This is a genomic window from Desulforudis sp. DRI-14, assembly GCF_052618305.1.
On sequence record NZ_JBQXEZ010000008.1, the window covers coordinates 50,479 to 69,834 of the forward strand.

Consider the following 19,356-nt stretch of genomic DNA (forward strand, 5'->3'; position numbering starts at 1 on the left):
TAACTACTTGGTCAGTTCATCCATCGTTTTCCCGGCATCGGGAATGAACAAAGGCTGGCCGTACTTGTCGACCCCAAACTCCCCGATCTTCTTCTGGGTCTCGGGGTTGATCATGTATTCCACGAAAGCCTTGGCACCTTCGGCATTAACCTTCTCGAATTTTTGGGAGCTCACCTGCATCACGTGGTAAATATTCAGCAGGGCGGCGTCGCCTTCCCTCATGATGTCCAGGTTGAGTTTTTCCTTCTGAGCCAAGTAAGTCGCCCAGTCGGTCAAGGTGTAGCCCTGCTTCTCGGAGGCGATGTTCAGGGTGGCACCCATACCCGTCCCGCTCTTCTGGTACCAGCTACCCGAAGGTTCAATCCCGGCGGTCCTCCAAATCGACACCTCTTTCTTGTGCGTCCCCGAGTCGTCGCCGCGCGAAACAAAAATGGCTTTTTTCGCCGCTACAGCCTTGAAGGCGCCCTCAATGGAAGCGGCCTTCTTGACCCCCGCCGGATCATCCTTCGGGCCCACGACGATGAAGTCATTATGCATCACTAGCTGGTAGTTGGTGACGATGCCCGCGTCGACCAGCGGTTTTTCGCTTGACGGCGCGTGCACCAGCAAGACATCGGCCTCGCCCTTCTCGCCCATTTCAAGGGCGGCGCCGGTGCCGACGGCGATGACCTTAACGTTGTAGCCGGTCTTCTGTTCAAAATCCGGAACCAGGATGTCCAGCAGGCCGGAGTCCACCGTGCTGGTGGTGGTAGCCAGGATAATGTCCTTTACCTTGGGCTCCTGCGGTTGCTGTGCTTGATCACCGGAACCCTTGTCTGACTGGCCGCCGCAGCCCGCGACGACAGTCAGGACCAGGGCAAAAACAAGTAAAAGGGTGAGAATTCTCTTCAAGCGCATCAGTATTCAGCTCCTACGAAATGATCAAATGTTTTCGGCAAAAACTCTCCCGCAGGGTCGCAAAAAAGCCGGATCCTGCGGAAAATAAAGCAAGATCCGGCCTTATCGACCGTAACATCTTGTTCTCCTTTCCGCACTGGGAGGCGCACCCGTTTCCCGGTGCACCCTATCGGTCCGCCGGCCGTAGCAAAGATTGCCGTAGGCCCGGAGACTCGGAGCAAGGTATTTAGTTTAACAGTTGGATTCGTGCAGAAGCTAAAAAATCCTGCCAATAATATTGAGATATCTCGCCTTCCAAATTCACCACCCAACGCTTGGCGTCCTATTTCCAGCTTGACTTCCAACTGTTGCTTCCCAAATCCTGGCTGTACGTTCATCCGAATACGCCCTATAATGGAATGAAGGATATCGTTTGAGGAGTGGTCGCCGTTGAGGTATGCCAAGCTGTCCGACGCCGGGCAGAAGGTTTTTGATGCCCGTTACGCCCAAAAAGACGAGCACGGCAACGTTATCGAGGATTTTGCACAGGCGGTGGACCGCATAGCTTCCGCGGCCGCCGGCGCCGAAAAGGGAAAGAAAAAGAAGTTCTGGGGATCCAAGTTCCAGGAAGCCATCGGCAACCTGACCTTTGTCCCCTCTACGCCCATTTGGGCCAACGTCGGCAAGTCCGACCGCCCCTGGCAGCCTTCCGCCTGTTTTGTGCTGGCCCTTGAAGACTCTCTCGAATCCATGTATGACACGCTGAAGAACACCGCCCTGGTCTTCAAGTCCGGCGGCGGCGTGGGATATAACTTCAGCCCCATCCGCCCGAAGGGAACGATCGTGATGTCCACCAAAGGGCAGGCCAGCGGCGTGGTCGAGCTGATCCGCCTGTACGACGCCTCTTCGGGCATGGTCATGCAGGGGGGCGTCCGCCGCGGAGCGTCGATGGGCATCCTGAACATTGACCACCCTGAAATCATCGACTTCATCAACTGCAAGCGCGACGGGACCATCACGCACTTCAACCTTTCCGTCGGGATCACCGACGCCTTCATGGAAGCCAAGGCCAAGAACGCCGATTGGCCGCTCGTTTTTAACGGCAGGGTTTACCAGGTCGTGCGCGCCCGCGAGCTCTGGAACATGATCACCGAGGCGGCCCACGCCTGCGGCGACCCGGGCCTGATCTTTCTCGACCGCCTGCAGCGCGACAACCCGGTACCTTCCAAGGTCATCAACGCAACCAACCCGTGTGTAACCGGTGATACTTGGGTCATTACCAGTGAAGGACCACGCCAGGTAGTGGAACTTATCGGGCGTCAATTTGAAGCAGTGGTCAACGGAATCGTTCGATTGTCTGGTACCGAGGGCTTCTTTGAGACGGGTACTAAACCTGTTGTCAGATTATCAACCCGTGAAGGGTATACCTTGCGGCTTACCGCTGATCATAAGGTCCTTCGCGCTGCAGAGAAAACCCGCTATCGTATTCATACCGAATGGGTTGCCGCATCCGAACTAAAGCCTGGTGACCAGATATGCCTCCATAACCATAGGCTACTGAACGGTTGGCCCGGGCCGCTGACTGAGGGCGAAGGATACCTGTTAGGCCTGTTGGTCGGTGACGGAACGTTGAAGGCTGAGACAGCCGTCCTTACAGCTTATACTAATGGCAGTATCAGTACTGAAGAATACGGTATCAAGACAGTAATGGAGCAAGCGGTTGGGTTTGCAAGACAAATACCACACCGTGCTGATTTCAAGGGATGGCATACCGTCAAAGGCCGTAACGAATTCCGGCTTAAATCGGCCAGTCTTAGGGATATTGCCCTCAGCTTGGGTATGACTCCAGGGAACAAGATAATCACTCCAGCAATCGAACGCACCTCGTCCGACTGCTACCGAGGCTTTTTGCGGGGTCTGTTCGATGCTGATGGTACGGTTGTGGGTACCCAAGAAAAAGGAGTAAGCGTACGGCTGGCCCAAAGCAATCTTGAACTGCTGCGAGCTGTTCAAAGGATGTTACTGCGCCTCGGTATCGCTAGTGACATTTATTCTGAGCGTCGCTCCGAAGGCTTCAAGCTGTTGCCGGACAGTAACCGCAATCCAAGACAGTACGTGGTTAAGACCCAACACGAGCTAGTGATTAGTAAGGACAACCTTCAGTTGTTCGCTGACCGGATCGGGTTTGCCGACAGTTTAAAGGCAACAAAATTAGCATCTCTTCTTGGTTTATATAAACGGATGCTGAATCGGGAGCGGTTTGTTGCTACTGTCCTCTCCGTTGAGGATGACGGATCAGAACCTGTCTATGATGTACAGATTCCCGGCGTTAACGCTTTTGATGCCAACGGCATTTATGTCCATAACTGTGGGGAGCAGCCCCTGTATCCGGGCGAATCCTGCCTGCTGGGCAGCATCAGCCTTGATAAGATGCTGCGCCAAACCAAGAACGGCTACGTTATTGACTGGGACAAGCTGCGGGAGGCGACCATCATCGGCGTGCGTTTCCTTGACGACATCATCGATGTGGCCGAGTACCCGCTCGATTTCATCGCCGAGGCGACGCGGGCGACCCGCAAGATCGGCCTGGGGATCACCGGGCTGCACGATTTGCTGATTATGCTGGGACTTCCCTACGACAGCGAGGAGGGACGGAAGGCCGCCGGGGAGGTCATGCGTTTCATCCAGGAGACCGCCCACCGGTACTCCGAAGAGCTTGGCGCCGAAAAAGGCCCGTTCCCGGATTGGGAACAAAGCATCTTCTTCCCCCACAGTAAGCGGCGCAACGCGGCATGCATCACCATCGCCCCCACGGGCTCGGTAACGACGATGGCCGGGTGTGAAGGATACGGTATCGAGCCCATCTTCGCCGTGGCCTATTCCAAGGCGACTGACGTGGCCGGAATTTTCGAGGTCTTTTCTCCCCTCTTCCGCAAAGCCTGCGAACGGCACGGCGTACCCCGCGAGGTTATGTCCGAGGTCGCCAGAAGGGGCTCCTGTGTAGGTGTTGAAGGCATCCCCGAAGAAATTGCCGCCGTCTTCAAGGGCGCCCAGGACATCGCCCCCGAGGACCACATCCTGATGCAGATCGAACTGCAGAAGTACGTCGACAACGCCATCTCCAAGACCATCAACCTGCCCAACTCGGCGACCATCTACGACATCGAACAGGCTTACGAGATGGCTTACGCCGGCAACCTCAAAGGCATCACCGTCTTCCGCGACGGCTGCAAGGAAGGCGTCGTCACCGTCGGCAAAGGGAAGGAACGCCAGAAGCCGCCGGGAGAACTGGAGCGCGGTGAAATCAGGCCGCGCCCGGCCAACGCCCAAGGTGTGACCCACCGCCTTGACTCCGGGTGCGGGAAGATCTACCTGACGGTCAACTACATCCCCGAAACCGGGGAGATCATCGAAACCTTTATTACCACCGGCTCCGACGGGGGCTGCCTGATCTATACCGAAGCAACCTCCCGCCTGATCTCCCTGGCCATCCGCGGCGGCATCAGTATCGACGAGATCGTCGGGCAGCTCATGAGCACCCACGCCTGTCCCTCGTACCAGTTCGCCCGCGGGCGCGGCAAGCCGGTCTCGCCCGGCAAGTCCTGCGCCTCGGCCATCGCCAGGAAACTGGTGGAGATCAGGGACCAGTTGGCCATTAAAAGCCAGCAGGGCAAGCTTACCAAGCAGCTTAACGGGGATGACGAAGAGGTAGAAGAAGCCAGGGACATCTGCCCCGGGTGCAAGACCAAGATGCGCCGCGCCGAAGGCTGCTTCGTCTGCCAGAACTGCGGCTACAGCAAGTGTTAGGGATATTGACTATGAAAGGTTGATTCGGTCAAATGAACATCTATGCCACTTACGCGGAGCAGCGGGCCAAGAAAGTTCTAAGCGCTTTACAGCGCAACGGTTTTAAGGCTCTCTATTTCCCCGGCAAAGATGACGCCGTACGGGAAGTGCTGACCCAGATTCCGCCGGGAAACAACGTCGGCATCGGCGGCTCCGTAACTATCCGCAGCCTCGGCATCGCCGACGCCCTGCGCAAGCGCGGGCAAACCGTCTTCGATCATTGGGTCCCCGGCCTGAACGACGAACAGCGAGCGGAGGTGCGCCGCGCGCAGTTGACCGCAGACGTTTTCCTGGCCGGCTGCAACGCCATCACCCTTGACGGCCATCTGGTAAACATCGACGGTATCGGCAACCGGGTGGCGCCGATGATCTTTGGACCCCGGAAGGTTATCCTCGTCGCCGGCGTCAACAAGGTGGTCAAGGATCTGCACGCCGCCCTGGACCGGATCAAGAACCAAGCCGCGCCCTTGAACGCCGTGCGCCTTAACTACCCGTCGCCCTGCGGCAAGACGGGTTACTGCACCGACTGCGCGGGTTCCGCACGAATGTGCCGGGTAACATCAATTATCGAGGCCCGGCCCGACGGGATACCCGATTACACCATTATCCTTATCGGCGAAAACCTCGGATTCTAATACTTTACCCCCGTTTGCCCTTCCCTCTGTTTGATTGCGCAATGACACAACCCGCTATAAATCCCATTATTTTCATGAAGGGATTATTTTTTTTTAATGTAAACTTTTATCATTAATAGACTTAGTTGCAGGCCCTGGTGCATACTTCCGGCCCTGGAGGTTACAATGTCCCGCAATAAAAAATGGTTGAATTTTGTGGCTGTGGCCTTATTTTTTTGTGTTTTTACGATTGCTGCTTCGGCGGCATGCGGGGCCGCTTTATTGAAACCCGGCGACAGCGGGTCCGACGTGTTTGCATTACAGCAGCAACTGCGGCAACTCGGTTATTTGAATGCAACCCCCAACGGCTATTACGGGCCGAAAACGACCGCAGCGGTTGCGCAGTTGCAAAAGGACTATAATCTGGCCGCCAACGGCGTTGCCGACTTGCGAACCAATCAACTGATTAACCGGTTATTGACGTCCGCCAAAACCACCCGCAAAGAGGTTTTGGGATTTTACGTCTGTGACGAGCCGCGCATTCCTTCTTCCTTCGGCACCTTGGCCGCACAGAAGGACAAAATAACCTCCATCGCCCCCTTTTGGTACCGCCTGGATAGTAATAACCCCACAAAGCTTGAAATCCAGGGTAACGCCACCCGCGAAGAAATCGACCGGGTTATCCGTTTCTGCAAGGACAATAATATTAAGAACTATGCGCTGGTCCACAACCTGCTCTACAACAGTTCAACCACCGGCAAGGACGTGGTCCGCACGGCGCTGTCCGATCCCCAAAAACGCTGGGCGCTGGTGATGAATATTTTCAACCTGCTGAAAAGCAAGGGGTTTGACGGCGTATGCATCGACATCGAGAATATTTATTCCGCTGACCGGGACCTGTACAACCAGTTCTTAGCCGAGCTCTCGGCCCAGCTTAAACCTGCCGGATACGCGATTATTGTCTGCGTGCCGCCCAAAGTATCCGACAGCCGGTCAGGCGGCTGGGGAGACAACTTTGATTACGCCAAAGTCGGAAAGTATGCGGATATGGTGGCTGTAATGGCCTATGACGAACACACCACCGTGACCGGTGCCGGCCCTATAGCTTCGCAGGGATTTGTTGAAAAGGTTGTAAAATACACCCTTTCCAAACTGCCGGCGGAAAAGGTGCTGCTGGGCATACCCGGCTACGGCTTCGACTGGAACCTTGACCGCGGCGGGGCGACCTACCTTTCTCACGAGCTGGCTATGGCAACAGCCCGTCGGTACAACAGAAGCGTACAATGGGATGAAAGGAACCATGCTCCCTATTTTGAGTATGCGGACAGGAGCGGTTCCAGCCATACCGTCTACTTTGAAAACGCCGGCAGCCTCGCGGGAAAACTGGACCTGGTCAACCGCTACAACCTGCGGGGTATCGCCCTATGGCGCCTGGGGATGGAGGATCCCGGCACCTGGGAGCTGATCGCCCGTAAGTTCCAGCCTCACGCCATAACCATCACTGTCAACGGAAAATCCGTTAATTCGGATGCGGCCTGCTACGTAGACCGCAACAACCGCACGATGGTTCCCTTGCGCTTCATTGCCGAGGCCCTGGGCGCGCAGGTCCAGTGGGACGCCGCCAAGGGCTGCGTGACAGTAACCAGAGGGAACGATACGATACAATTGTGGCTTGGGACCAAGGGTTACAGGCTCAACAACGGCTATCACGAAATGGATACCATTCCGGTCGTCAAGGACGGCCGCACCTTGGTCCCCCTGCGTTTCATCGCCGAAGCCTTCGGGGCCAAGGTCGACTGGGATGGAAAAGCCAAGAAAATTGCCGCAACACTGTAACAGGCGATGGCCCGAAATTCGGCTTCCCTGATCAATGATCTTTAATTGACAGCTGACAATTGACCGCCGACCACTCCCCGTATTTCGTGGAATCGACTTGCCGATTCCTCCTTTTTTTGTTTCCGGCCGTTTCTGCCCAACAACTTGCAGAATTAGTCTTCCCGCTTTTACAGTGGCGAACGCCGCGAACCTCCCTTCATATATTAACTAGTAATATTGATAAATTATTTGACAATGATACTGTTAGGTTATATATAAATATTAAGAGGATATTTAAAGGTGGATGCTGGTAACAATGGTTAAGGTGCCCGATCGAACCGCTGTCTATCCTATAGGCGTTGTCGCCGAGCTGATGAAAATCCATCCCCGGACGCTGCGCATCTACGAAGAATGTAAACTTGTATGCCCGGCGCGCACGGCAGGCAACAATCGCCTATACTCCCAGGCTGACCTGGACCTTATTGCCCGTATCCGCTACCTGACCCAGGAACGCGGGGTCAACCTGGCAGGAGTAAAGATTATCCTCGAGCTGGAGGAGATGTTCGGACAGGTGGTAACCAACGTCGTCTTTGAGCGTGAAACAAGCCAGGATGAATAGCGTAGTGGGGGGTGTGATCTTTTGCAGTATAAAGACTACTACGCCATTTTAGGTGTTGACAAGAATGCAGACGCCAAACAGATTAAGGAAGCGTACCGGAAACTAGCCCGCAAGTACCACCCTGACCAGAACAAGGAGCCGGGCTCGGCCGAGAAGTTCAAGGAAATCAACGAAGCTTACGAGGTGCTCAGTGATCCGGAAAAACGGGCCACTTACGATTCAATTCCGTACGGCTGGACAGGGCAGGACTTCGGCCAGGGCCACGAAGGTTTTCGCTTCGCGGGACCCTGGACCAGGGGAGGCCGCAGCCAGGGCATCAGGTTCACCTTCGGTACCCGGGATACCGACGGGTTCAGCGACTTCTTTAAAACGATCTTCAGCGGGGGCCTCGGCGACCTTTTCGCCGACCAGGACATCTTCAAAGGCTGGGATGCCGAGCCCCGGCAGGCGAATTACGAAACGACCCTGGAGATTACCTTGCAGGAGGCTTACACCGGAACCGAAAAGAAGCTGCGCGTCAATGGCAGGCAGATCACCCTGAAGGTCCCGGCGGGCGCGTCAGACGGTTTGCGTTTACGCGTGCCGGGCGTCATAGACACGGGAGGGAGCCAGCCCGCCGACCTTTACGTCACCCTGCGGGTCAAGCCGCACCCCTTCTACCGTATTACCGGCCGGGATATCGAATGCGACATGCCCGTTTCAGTCGTTGAGGCCGCCCTGGGAACAACGATTGAGTTTCCGTACCTGAAGGGGACGGTAAAGCTCACCATCCCCCCGGGCAGCCAGAACGGCACGGTGCTCCGCCTCAGGGGGTTGGGACTGCCGGGTATGAAAGGCGAAAAACCCGGGAACCTGCTGGTCCATCTGGACCTCAGAATCCCGGAGCGCCTCACGGGAGCGGAGAAGAAAGCCCTTCAGGAACTCGGACGCGTGTCTTCCTTTAACCCGCGCCAGGGCCTGGCTTTCAATTAACAAAGGGAGGGTTGAAACGTGCGCCTAGACAAGTTGACCATCAAGGCCCAGGAAGCTTTCGAGAACGCCCAGGGAATCGCCGGCGAGTTCGGCCACCAAGCTCTCGACGACATGCATCTCCTTTACGGCCTTTTGCAACAGGAAGAGGGAACGGTGAAGCTTATCCTCGACCGCCTCGAGGTAAAACCGGCCGCCATCCTGCAGCGCGTAAAAGAAGCGCTGCAGCGCCGGCCCAGGGTTTCCGGCGGCCAGCTTTACGCCGCCCCGGAACTGCAGGGCGTTGTCGACCGGGCCTGGAAAGAGGCGGCGAAGTTCAAGGACGAGTACCTGAGCACCGAACACCTTTTCATCGCCCTGACCGCCAAAGAAGCCGGCGAAACCGCGCAACTGCTGAAGAACTTCGGTATTACAGCGGACAGGGTTTACCAGGCCCTTAAGGAAATCCGCGGCAGCCACCGGGTTACGGACCAAAACCCCGAGGACAAGTACCAGGCGCTGGCCCGTTTCACCCAGGACTTGACTGAGGCGGCCCGGCGGAACAAGCTCGACCCGGTCATCGGCAGGGACGAGGAAATTCGGCGCGTGGTGCAGGTCCTGTCGCGGCGGACCAAGAACAACCCGGTCCTGATCGGCGAGCCCGGCGTCGGCAAAACGGCCATCGTCGAAGGCCTGGCCCAGCGGATCGCCGGCGGCGACGTGCCAGACACCCTCAAAGACAAGCGGCTGCTGGCACTCGATATGGGCTTGCTCATCGCCGGGGCGAAATACCGCGGCGAATTCGAAGACCGCTTGAAGGCCGTCCTGAAGGAAATCACCGAAAGCCAGGGCCAGATCATCCTGTTTATCGACGAGCTGCACACCCTGGTCGGCGCCGGCAAAGCCGAGGGCGCCGTGGACGCCGCCAACATGCTCAAACCCGCTCTGGCCCGGGGCGAACTGCGCTGCGTCGGCGCCACCACGCTGGACGAGTACCGCAAGTACATCGAAAAGGACGCGGCCCTCGAAAGGAGGTTCCAGCCGGTCTACGTCAAGGAACCCACTGTCGAGGACACCATCGCCATCCTGCGCGGTCTGAAGGAGCGTTACGAAATCCACCACGGGGTGCGCATCAAGGACACGGCGCTTGTGGCCGCGGCCACCCTTTCCAGCCGTTACATCTCGGACCGCTTCCTGCCCGACAAGGCCATCGACCTGATCGACGAGGCGGCCTCCAAGCTGCGCACCGAGCTGGATTCCCGCCCGGCCGAAATCGACGAGGTCGACCGGCGGATCAGGCAGTTGGCGGTCGAGCGCCAGGCCCTGACCCGGGACGACGACGAAGGAACCAAGAAGAGGCTGGCCAAACTCGACGAGGAAAAGGCGGCGCTGGAGGAGCGCCTCGCCAAGCTCCAGGCCCAGTGGGAGCAGGAGAAGAACCTTATCAACCAGGGCCGGGGCATCAAGGAGCGCATTGAGCAGGCCAAGCTGGACGAACAGGCCGCCGAGCGCAACGCCGACTACAACCGCGTGGCCGAGATCCGCTACGGGATTATCCCCGGCCTGCAGAAAGAACTGGTCGCGATTAAGGAACGGCTGGCCAATCTTCACGGGCACCGCCTGCTTAAGGAAGAAGTCGACGAGCAGGACATCGCCGAAGTGGTGGCCAAGTGGACCGGCATTCCCGTAGCCCGGATGCTGGAGGGCGAGACCAAGAAACTTATCAAACTCGAGGAAAACCTGCACCGCCGGGTCGTCGGCCAAGACCACGCCGTTACGGCCGTGGCCAACGCCATCAGGCGCTCGCGGGCCGGCATCGGCGACCCCAACCGCCCGATGGGCTCGTTCCTCTTCCTGGGGCCCACCGGCGTCGGCAAGACCGAGCTGGCCAAGGCCCTGGCCGAGTTCCTCTTCAACGACGAGCGGGCGATGCAGCGCTTCGACATGAGCGAGTACATGGAGAAGCACGCCGTGGCCCGCCTGATCGGCGCCCCGCCGGGCTATGTGGGCTACGAGGAGGGCGGCCAGCTTACGGAAACGGTCCGCCGCCGTCCTTACGCCGTGCTGCTCTTTGACGAAGTGGAAAAGGCCCATCCCGACGTGTTCAACATCCTGCTGCAGTTGCTGGACGACGGGCGCCTCACCGACGGCCACGGCCGGACCGTGGACTTCACCAACACCGTGGTGATCATGACGTCCAACCTCGGCAGCCAGTACTTCCGGGAAATGGCCGGCCGGCCGCAGGAGGAAATCAACGCCAAGGTTTTCGAGACTCTGAAGCACTACTTCCGGCCGGAGTTCCTAAACAGGATCGACGAAATCCTGGTGTTCGAGCCACTGGCGCCCGCGCACCTGGCCTCGATCGTCAAAATCCAGGCCGGCAGGCTGGCGCAGCGCCTGGCTAAGCAGAACATCACCCTGGAGATCGACCAAGCGGTACTGGAAATGCTGGGCCGCGAGGGCTACGATCCGGTTTTCGGCGCCAGGCCGTTGAAGCGGGTCATCCAGCGCCGCCTGGAGAACCCGATCGCCAAGGAAATCCTGCAAGGGCGTATCGTTCCGGGCAAGAAATACAAGGCTGTCCTCGGTGCCGGCGGCGAAATCCAGTTTACCGAATAGCGGCCTGTTCGGCCGCGATTCGGTAGTTGTAAGTCGTAAGGCTGGAAGGCATTCCCGTTCGGGAATGCCTTTTCCAATTTACTTTGTCGGCGCTTAGTAAAAGCGGCAGGAACTTATTAGGTCCCTGCCACTAGTGTTTACCTTGTTTTACCTGGTACCTTTCCAGCATTTCAGGCGGGGGCGTAAACTCCTCGATGCCCACTCTTTTAATGGTGGTCCAAAGGCGTTCCTTGGACTTGGCCAGTGCAGCGTAACGCGCCAGGACCCACTCCAGCACCTCGATAACCCCCTCCGCGCTGACAGCCTCGGCGATACGCTGCCCGTGGATGGGCCTCTGGGTGCTTCCCCTTCCCCCGATAAAGACGTCAAAGGCCCCCGGTCTCGTGCCCATCGCGCCGAAGTCGGCGCAAAGCGGGTCCGTGCACCCGCGCCCGCAGCCAGACAGGGCGATCTTAAAGTCGTCGGGGGTGGCGCGGCCCCAGAACTTCTCCTCAATGGCCATCCCCAGCTTCAGCGCCTCGGCGTGTGTCCACTTGCACAGCCCGGCGTCGCCGCAACAAGCTTTTACGTTGCGAATGGCCTCGCCGAAAGTATTCACCTTCAGCCCCAGGTTGATAAGGTCTTCTTTTACCAGAGCAGCTTTGCCCTCGGGCACCAGGATGACAAGGGTTTGCCTGGACGACAACTTGACGGCCGCAGCCTCCCACTTCTCCAGGTTAGCGGCCACGCCTTTGAACTCGTCAACGGTCATCAGCCCGCATCTGCCTACGGCGACCACAGCCATCAGGCCGTTCTTCTGCACAAATACCGCTTCCCCCATCCTCCAACCTCCTAAGTGTGCGACGCGCATCCCAAGCGATAATTGACTTTTGTGAGCCTTCGCAAATCATTAGTGGAAACCAGTTAGCTGGTTAAAGTAATTAGACAAGGTCAATGACCAGGGCTTCCTCATTGCAGTTGGGGAAGTGCGGACAGTTGATGCACTCCTTCCAGACCTTCTGCGGCATCTCTTCCTTGGGCACCAGCCTAAAACCCAGCTTCTGAAAAAATCCGGCCTGGAAAGTCAGCGTAAAGATCCTGGGAATGTGCAGTTCCCGGGCCTCGACCAGCAAAGCCTGAACGATGAGGCTCCCGATGCCTTGCCCGATCATTGATTCTTCAACGGCCAGGGCGCGGATTTCCGCGAGGTCCTCCCAGATGATGTGTAGGCCGCCTGCGCCGACAACGCGTCCGTCCTTCTCGGCAACGGTGAATTCCCGGATACCCTCGTAGAGCATCGAACGCGACCGGGCCAGCATCAGGCCCTTGTTGGCGTAGTGCGTAATTAAGGCGTGGATAGCCTCTACGTCGGTAATCCTGGCTTTGCGCAAAAGCATCTCGTTTCACCTTCCGGTCAATCAGCAACTGCAACTATCTTAACACCTTGTACCCTTATCGAACAGTCCCTTTCAGGCTACGTTCCAACCAATCCCTCTGTAAATCTATCGCAGGCAAGAGATTTCACTGTAACATTCCGGCTTTTAAAAGGATTAATGCAACAGAAGCGCTTCTAAAAAACAGCAAGAGCAGAGTAACCGGCTGTAGGTGACAGCCGTTGGCGGGAACCAGCCTGCTTGAAGACGGCGCAAGGGCGCCGGAAGGAGTGTGAGTCCAGGTGTACAGGTTGATCGGGATTCTGGCTACTCTTGTTTTGTTCTTTGCCGTCGCCGCGGCACAAGCGCCCGGCGGCACGCAGGTCGATCCGGCAGCCCAGGCAAACGAGGACATCCCCGGGCTCCCCAGGATACAGTCCTGCGAGGAACTCGTCAGGCTCCTGGAGCAAAGCTCCCGGACACACTTTTACAGGGGCAGGCTGCTGCAGGGCACCGAGACGGCTAAGGGAGCGCCTGCCGCCGTGCCTGCTGGGAATTCGTCCGAGAACTTGAGCAACAACCTTTACGTTCTGGACGGCGCGATGCAAATTGTGGGTAAAATCGAGGATACCGCTCCCGGTGAACGGATTTACGCGGTACGGTTTATAGGCAAGAAAGCCTACATGGTAACCTTTAAAAACACCGATCCCCTGTTCGTTTTAGACCTGGCTGATCCTCTTCATCCGGCCGTCCTCGGGGCGTTGAAGATCCCCGGGTTCAGCAACTACCTGCACCCCTACGACGAAAACCATGTCATCGGCATCGGCAAGGACACCGTGCAGGTATTTGAGAAAGACCGCTATGGCAACGTCGAGGCGGAGGGTCCCGCCTACGAGCAGGGTATAAAGGTTGCCCTATTCGACATCACGGACGTCACCACCCCCCGGGAGAAATTCGCCGTGCGCATCGGGGATAGGGGTACCCACTCCGAGGTTCTGGACAATCACAAGGCGCTGCTGTTCAGCCGGGAGAAAAACCTCCTGGCCTTCCCCGTCGCGGTTGCCGAAATCAGGAACAAGACCGCCTCTACGCCCCCGTGGGAGCACGGAGCCTTTACCTTCCAGGGAGCTTACGTCTACGAGCTGACCCTGGACAAGGGCTTTGTCCTCAAAGAGCGGATCACGCACCGCACAAGGGAAGATTACCTTAAAGCCGGCTATGACTGGTGCAACAGCGAGCGGGACGTACGCCGCGTCCTGTATATCGGTGATACCCTCTACACCCTGTCGAGCAGCCTTCTCAAGGCCAACGATATCAAGACCCTGGCCGAAAAAAGGAGCCTGACGCTGCCTTAAAAGGCACACCCTAACCTTGCTTAGGAACCCTTGCCGAAATATCAGGGGTTCCTTCTTTTTTATTGATGACCTGGCAGGAAACAAGGCATGATAATTGAAAGTTATTACCATAAATGAGTGTCCCTTAAATACGGCCTGTTGAAAAACCGAGGGCTGTTCAAAAACAAGCATGGCGCGGAGCGTACTGGGGTGGTACGTGAGCACTGGCCGGCAAGCCTGACAAAGCCAGGCGAAGTTTTTCAACAGCCCCAATATGGGGGCCTTGAAAGGAGCAGGTTTTATGGACAAACCGGATACCGCTGAAAAACCGGGGCTAACCGCGTGGCAGCGTTTTATCGGAGCAATCCTGGGTCCCCGCGCTGTTTTCGAAGATGTTGTAAAGCACCCGCAGTTCTGGGGCGGCGCCCTTATCTCCCTCGGGGTGACCCTGGGCCTGAACCTGCTGACCATTCCCCGGCTGCAGGCTTTTGTCCGTCACCAGATCGCCGATACACACCTTCCCCCGGACCAGGCGGCTATGCTGCTGCAAGGTGCGATCATCGGCGCCGTCTTCGTTCCCCTGATCGGCCTGTTTGCCGTCTGGCTGGTGTACGCCTTCCTGTTGAAGGCCATCAATTTGTTTGCAGGAGAACGCGTCCCCTTTGAGATACTCTATTCTGTCGCTGTCTTTACCTACGTTCCGACCCTGGTGGGCGAAGCAGTGCGTACGGTCCTGCGCTGGGTCGTTCCCGTGGAAAAGTTCGCTTTCGTAAACACCAGCCTGGCCTTCTTTCTACCGGCTCCGGCCAACCCCCAGCAGCCGGGCCTGCTGTACCTGCTCTTGTCGCGCATCGATCCGTTCACGCTGTGGACGCTGGCCCTGCTTACCCTCGGCGGGAGCCTGGCGATAAAGGCCGGCGCGCGCACCGTGGCCGCCGGCGTTTTCGGCGCCTGGCTTCTTTACGTGGTCGGCTACGCAGCCCTGGTCCTCTTGTCCGGCTCTCCCTGATTCAGCATCTGGTTAAGCCATCTCGTTTCCAAGAGGTGCAATCAAGCACCTCTTTTTGGCGTTTTAACAGGCTTAACCCGGTCCATGGTACTCAATGCTCAACGCTCGGCTCTGCCAAAGGCTCCCCGCCGGGCCAGCCAGGCGACGGCCAGCGCCATCACGATCCAGCCGGTGAGCCCCGTCAGAGCGGGCCCCAGGAGGGTGTTAAAGTCCCTGGTGACCATATAGGGCAGGCCGGCACTGGCGTTCAGGGAACCATGCGCCAGGGCCGCTACCCAGACGCTCCCCGAAGCGTCCCGCAGCCAGCCGAAAATAAAGGCCAGCAGTACGCAGAAGATGATCATCGCGCCGATCCCGAGGTAAGGATGATCAGGATAGTTGTGCCCTTTGGCGATAATCGGAGCGTGCCACACCCCCCAGATCAACCCGGTATACAGGTAAGCCCTAAATCGCCCCAGGTGTGCCAGCTTGACCTGCAGGAAACCCCGCCAGCCGAACTCCTCGCCGAACGAAGGGATAATATTGATCCATGGCGCGATGAGGATGGCCCCGACCGCATTCGCCAGGATCATCAGCCGGGGATCAATCGGCGATGGGGGAACAGGTTGTTCGCTGCCCAAAAACTTGGCCATCCCGCTCAGCGACAGATCCCACTGGGCTAATCCCAGGGCCAAGGCCAGGCCGAGCGAGACCAGGGTCATCAACGGCATGCCGAACCAGGCCGCCAGGTAGTACTTCTTGATGCCCACCCGCAGGCCGGCATCGCCAAAGCCTTCCCTGGTGACGAATTTGCGGACGATAAAAGCCGACAGGGCCGGAAAAAACATAACCAGTGTTAATACGGCAATGCCTCCGGCCTGACCGGGGTTCAAGCCCGAGTAAAAGACGCCGAACTCGACGGCCCAGGTCAAGCCGAAGGTCAGAACAAGAAACCAGATGATCCCCCGCTTATCGTTAACCCTGTTGTTTTCCAACCCCCATCCTCCCGTATCTCGCAATGTTCATCAGCCTTTGCTGGTTCCGAAAACGTAAAAGGCTAGGGTCACATTGTCACCTATGACCCCTGACACGCTGTATAACTCTGAATGTACAACACGCCGGCGGGTCCTCTAAACCTTGAGATCCCCCAATGCGGCCTGCAAGTCTTGGCAGATCTCGTTCAGTGTTTCAGTGGCCTTGGCAATACCGTCCACTAGGCGGGTCTGTTCTTCGGAGGCCAGCGTCACATCGCCCATCAGCGCCGTAAACCTCTCCGTCGCCACCACCGCGTCTTCGATGTGCTGGGTTAAGGTATGCACCTGGTTGACCATTTCGGTAATCGCCGCCAGAGATTCTTTGGCAATTTTTCTTCCCTCGGCCACCAGGCGGCAATCCTCTTCGACTGAAGAAACAGCCTTTTGCGCTTCTTCAACAGCCTTCTGAATATGCTGGGAGATATCGCCTGCAGCCTCGACGGCCTGTCTGGCGCGACGCTCCATCTCCACGGCAAGGCTGGCAAAATCGGTACCCCCATCCCGCGTTCTGGCCTCGGCGCTCGCCCGCTGCGCCAGGAGGCGCGCCTGGTCCGCCGTTAAGGTGAGATATTCGATAACCCTGTGAACATCCTGCAGCCGGTTGATGGTCTCCTTCGCCGCCCCGCTGGCCCGCGAAGCGATGCGGGCGCTCCGTTCCATCTGCTCCAGAATGCGGTTTGCCTGGCCTTCAAGGTTCTCGGCCTGCGTGGAGGCCTTGGAGGAAACCCCGGCGATGTCGCGCGCCCGCTGGGCCAGCAGGCCGATGGTTCCGGCCACCTGGGTGATTCTCTCCGTGGTGGAGGCCACGACCGCGGCGGCATTCCTGGCGCTGGCCTGCAGATCAGCGGCGAGGCGGCGCGTGCTGTCGGCGGCATTCAGGACACGCTCGGCAAACTGGCGAAGCTGCCCCACCATCCTCTGGAACGAGCGCGCCAGGCTGCCTACCTCGTCCTGGGACTCAATGCCGAAGTCCTCAAAGCGCCAATCGCCCGTGGCGATTTTATTGGCCTGGTACTCGAGGATTTTTACAGGTTGGGCAATAGTGTTTGAGATATAAACGGCAGCCACAACGCCCAAAATCATAGCAAAAAGACCGAGCACGACAGAGGTTTCGATAACGTGTTGCACCCATTGTTCGTTGGTTTCAACAGCCCCGTTTAAAAGGTCGCGCTGGTAGTTGATAAAATCGTTCCCTGCAGCGATAACCCCGCGCACGGTGCCTTTCTGCTGCAGGGTCCAGTCGATGGCCAGGTCGAGCTTCTGGTCGTCGGTAAGATCGGTCCGGTCTCTGATCGCTATGGCGGCCGCCGCGTAGTGGATCTGGAAGGAACGGATGAGACCGGAGACTTTGGCGAATTTGGCCCGCTCCTCTTTGGACGAAAGGCGCGATTCGATGGCCACCAGGTCGGCCTCAGCCCTCTCCTGCTGCGCCATGAATTCCTGTTTGTACTCTTCCTTGCCGGTCAGCAAGTAAGAACGCATCATCAGGGCCTCGAACTCAAAGGCCAGCAGCAGTTCCTGCGTATCGTTGACCAATCCCACCCGGTGGTCGATGAGGTCGATATATGACAGCTGCACCCGGTGAAGGTTGTACAGCGCCGCTATCGCCGTTACACTGAAAACGAGATAGACAAGCAGGTAGCCTACTAAAATCTTTTGTCTGATGCGCAAGGGATCGGTCCCCTCTCCAGCCCGGCCGGTTGTGAATAGTTGCACTATCTTACCGTGATTATAGCACACGTTTTAAATAGAACATGCATTAATCTTCGTTTTTTCGAAGACTGCTGTACACGGCCTGTTTCAGCCTTGGTACAGAATGCGCGAATCGACAGACTTGATGCTCTGGCAGCCGGTAAGAATCATGACCTGCCGGAGTTCCGCCGTCAAACGGGTCAACACCTGGCGGACGCCCTCGGCCCCGCCGCCGAAGGCTCCGATCACGAGCGGTCTGCCAACAAGGACAGCCCTGGCTCCCAGGGCAAGAAGCTTCAGCACGTCTGCACCGTTGCGGATCCCGCCGTCGGCAAGGACGACAACAGATCCCCCGACGGCTTGGACAATGGCCGGGAGAACATCAGCCGCGCCGGGGGTGTGGTCCAGGATCCGCCCGCCGTGGTTGGAAACGACGATGGCCTTCGCTCCCGCCTCCACGGCCAGCAGGGCCTCGTCGGGGGTCATGATCCCCTTGAGGATGAACGGCAGCGTTGTAGCGGAAATGATCTTCTGCAGTTCGGTTACTGTCTTGGGTCCGACCGGCTGGCCCTTTAAGGCCATGGTTACCAGGCCCGCACCGTCGACGTCTATGCCCACCGCCCGGGCTCCGGCTTCTTCGGCCATCCTTACCCGCCTGACGATTTCCTCGTACGCCCGGGGCTTGATGAACGGGATGCCCCACCCGCGCTCAACGGTGATCGCCTCCAGGCCGGCATCGAACATCGCGGGATCGGCCCCATCCCCCGAACAGCCGATGGTTCCCGCCAGGCGGCTCCCGGAAATCACCGCGCCGATGAACTCCCGTTCCGTTAAGGTCCCGCCCATGTTGTAGGGTGTCCCGGTGATTGGAGCAGCCAGAATCGGGGTGCCGAGCTCACAGCCGAAAAGGTTTGTGGATGTATCAGGGTTCTTTGCCCCGTGGATGGTGCGCATGTTTAACCGGTAACGGGCCAGCGCCTCCAGGTTGGCCCGAAAGGCCGCTCCCGTACCGGCCCCCCCCATGCCCGGGACCTCACCGGCACAGGCCCGTCCGTCACATACCGGACAGACCCGGCAGTAGCCTTTTAGTTTATCTTTGGCAGCGCTCCTGATCTCTTCCCAATCCAAGCGTCTTCCGTACCTCCTTTTGTCATGGACTTAACGGCTCGGGGTACTCCGTTTTCCCTCACAATATTCATCCAATTAAGGCAATATCCTTGTTAGAAATAACTTGAGAATAACTTGATAGATCATAGCTCAAAATCGGCTTTGGAAAGCCTTGCATTAATGCCCCGGGTGTTATAATGGATGAAAAACGGCCCTTGCATCAAGGCCCGGGGAGAGGCATGAGACGAAGTGGATATCAAGTTCAGCAACATCAAAAAGATCGACAACCGCTACTGGATGATGTTCTACGCCTTAAGCAACCACGCCGCCAAACAGAACAAGGTGATCACCCAGTGTCCCTGGGAGTGCCCTTTCAAAAACGAGTGCTGGCCTGACGAGCGCGAGATCGGTAAGGGTTCCCGGCCCCGTAAAATATGCGCCGAGGTCGCCGATTTCATCAACCGCGAGTTTTTCGAAGGCAGGCTGGGCTAGCCACCCCATCGAGGGTGGTT

General features: G+C 57.8%; 15 protein-coding genes and 1 riboswitch. Of the genes, 9 read left to right on the plus strand and 6 right to left on the minus strand.

Annotated features, from left to right (window positions below; translation table 11 throughout):
* Nucleotides 1-3: 3 nt before the first annotated feature.
* Nucleotides 4-897 carry an ABC transporter substrate-binding protein gene (locus ACUM6F_RS06835; RefSeq protein WP_425619966.1) on the minus strand — a complete coding sequence of 298 codons (894 nt, stop codon included), beginning with the start codon at nucleotides 895-897 and terminating at the stop codon, nucleotides 4-6.
* 108 nt (nucleotides 898-1,005) lie between these two features.
* Nucleotides 1,006-1,127: riboswitch (molybdenum cofactor riboswitch) on the minus strand.
* Between the two features lie 199 nt (nucleotides 1,128-1,326).
* On the opposite strand from ACUM6F_RS06835, the gene ACUM6F_RS06840 reads away from it, so the two are divergent.
* The 6 genes from ACUM6F_RS06840 to clpB all read left to right on the plus strand — a co-directional run bounded on the left by ACUM6F_RS06840 (nucleotide 1,327) and on the right by clpB (nucleotide 11,337).
* Nucleotides 1,327-4,683, plus strand: a complete 3,357-nt coding sequence (locus ACUM6F_RS06840; protein WP_445348764.1) for an LAGLIDADG family homing endonuclease — start codon at nucleotides 1,327-1,329, stop codon at nucleotides 4,681-4,683.
* Between the two features lie 32 nt (nucleotides 4,684-4,715).
* Entirely contained in the window at nucleotides 4,716-5,357 is a 642-nt protein-coding gene (locus ACUM6F_RS06845) for a lactate utilization protein (RefSeq protein ID WP_425619968.1), read from the plus strand.
* Between the two features lie 195 nt (nucleotides 5,358-5,552).
* A complete protein-coding gene (locus tag ACUM6F_RS06850; RefSeq protein ID WP_445348765.1) occupies nucleotides 5,553-7,172 on the plus strand; it encodes a stalk domain-containing protein in 1,620 nt (539 codons plus the stop codon).
* A 295-nt stretch (nucleotides 7,173-7,467) separates the two neighbouring features.
* On the plus strand, nucleotides 7,468-7,770 hold the full coding sequence (locus ACUM6F_RS06855) for a MerR family transcriptional regulator (protein WP_425619970.1): 303 nt from the start codon (nucleotides 7,468-7,470) through the stop codon (nucleotides 7,768-7,770).
* Nucleotides 7,771-7,791: 21 nt separating this feature from the next.
* Nucleotides 7,792-8,742, plus strand: coding sequence for a DnaJ C-terminal domain-containing protein (locus tag ACUM6F_RS06860; protein ID WP_445348766.1), 951 nt, complete (start codon nucleotides 7,792-7,794; stop codon nucleotides 8,740-8,742).
* A gap of 18 nt (nucleotides 8,743-8,760) precedes the next feature.
* Nucleotides 8,761-11,337 carry an ATP-dependent chaperone ClpB gene (clpB, locus tag ACUM6F_RS06865; RefSeq protein WP_445348767.1) on the plus strand — a complete coding sequence of 859 codons (2,577 nt, stop codon included), beginning with the start codon at nucleotides 8,761-8,763 and terminating at the stop codon, nucleotides 11,335-11,337.
* A 130-nt stretch (nucleotides 11,338-11,467) separates the two neighbouring features.
* Here clpB and ACUM6F_RS06870 read toward each other — a convergent pair whose 3' ends face one another.
* Together ACUM6F_RS06870 and ACUM6F_RS06875 are read right to left on the minus strand one after the other, a co-directional pair.
* A complete protein-coding gene (locus ACUM6F_RS06870; protein ID WP_425619973.1) occupies nucleotides 11,468-12,157 on the minus strand; it encodes a nitrite reductase in 690 nt (229 codons plus the stop codon).
* A 100-nt stretch (nucleotides 12,158-12,257) separates the two neighbouring features.
* Nucleotides 12,258-12,713 carry an N-acetyltransferase gene (locus tag ACUM6F_RS06875; RefSeq protein WP_445348768.1) on the minus strand — a complete coding sequence of 152 codons (456 nt, stop codon included), beginning with the start codon at nucleotides 12,711-12,713 and terminating at the stop codon, nucleotides 12,258-12,260.
* Nucleotides 12,714-12,991: 278 nt separating this feature from the next.
* On the opposite strand from ACUM6F_RS06875, the gene ACUM6F_RS06880 reads away from it, so the two are divergent.
* Both ACUM6F_RS06880 and ACUM6F_RS06885 read left to right on the plus strand, forming a co-directional pair.
* Entirely contained in the window at nucleotides 12,992-14,044 is a 1,053-nt protein-coding gene (locus ACUM6F_RS06880) for a beta-propeller domain-containing protein (RefSeq protein WP_445348769.1), read from the plus strand.
* Nucleotides 14,045-14,324: 280 nt separating this feature from the next.
* On the plus strand, nucleotides 14,325-15,032 hold the full coding sequence (locus ACUM6F_RS06885; protein ID WP_445348770.1) for a YIP1 family protein: 708 nt from the start codon (nucleotides 14,325-14,327) through the stop codon (nucleotides 15,030-15,032).
* A 98-nt stretch (nucleotides 15,033-15,130) separates the two neighbouring features.
* Here the strand turns inward: ACUM6F_RS06885 and ACUM6F_RS06890 are convergent, their stop codons facing one another.
* From ACUM6F_RS06890 to ACUM6F_RS06900, 3 genes are all read right to left on the minus strand, one after another.
* Nucleotides 15,131-16,006: a CPBP family intramembrane glutamic endopeptidase gene (locus tag ACUM6F_RS06890; protein ID WP_425619977.1), complete on the minus strand. Its 876-nt coding sequence runs from the start codon at nucleotides 16,004-16,006 to the stop codon at nucleotides 15,131-15,133.
* Between the two features lie 135 nt (nucleotides 16,007-16,141).
* Nucleotides 16,142-17,716, minus strand: a complete 1,575-nt coding sequence (locus ACUM6F_RS06895; protein ID WP_425619978.1) for a methyl-accepting chemotaxis protein — start codon at nucleotides 17,714-17,716, stop codon at nucleotides 16,142-16,144.
* A 129-nt stretch (nucleotides 17,717-17,845) separates the two neighbouring features.
* Complete coding sequence (locus ACUM6F_RS06900; protein WP_445348771.1) at nucleotides 17,846-18,865, minus strand: alpha-hydroxy-acid oxidizing protein; 1,020 nt, start codon at nucleotides 18,863-18,865, stop codon at nucleotides 17,846-17,848.
* 228 nt (nucleotides 18,866-19,093) lie between these two features.
* Between ACUM6F_RS06900 and ACUM6F_RS06905 the strand changes: the two genes are divergently transcribed.
* Complete coding sequence (locus tag ACUM6F_RS06905) at nucleotides 19,094-19,336, plus strand: hypothetical protein (protein ID WP_425619980.1); 243 nt, start codon at nucleotides 19,094-19,096, stop codon at nucleotides 19,334-19,336.
* Nucleotides 19,337-19,356: the final 20 nt, after the last annotated feature.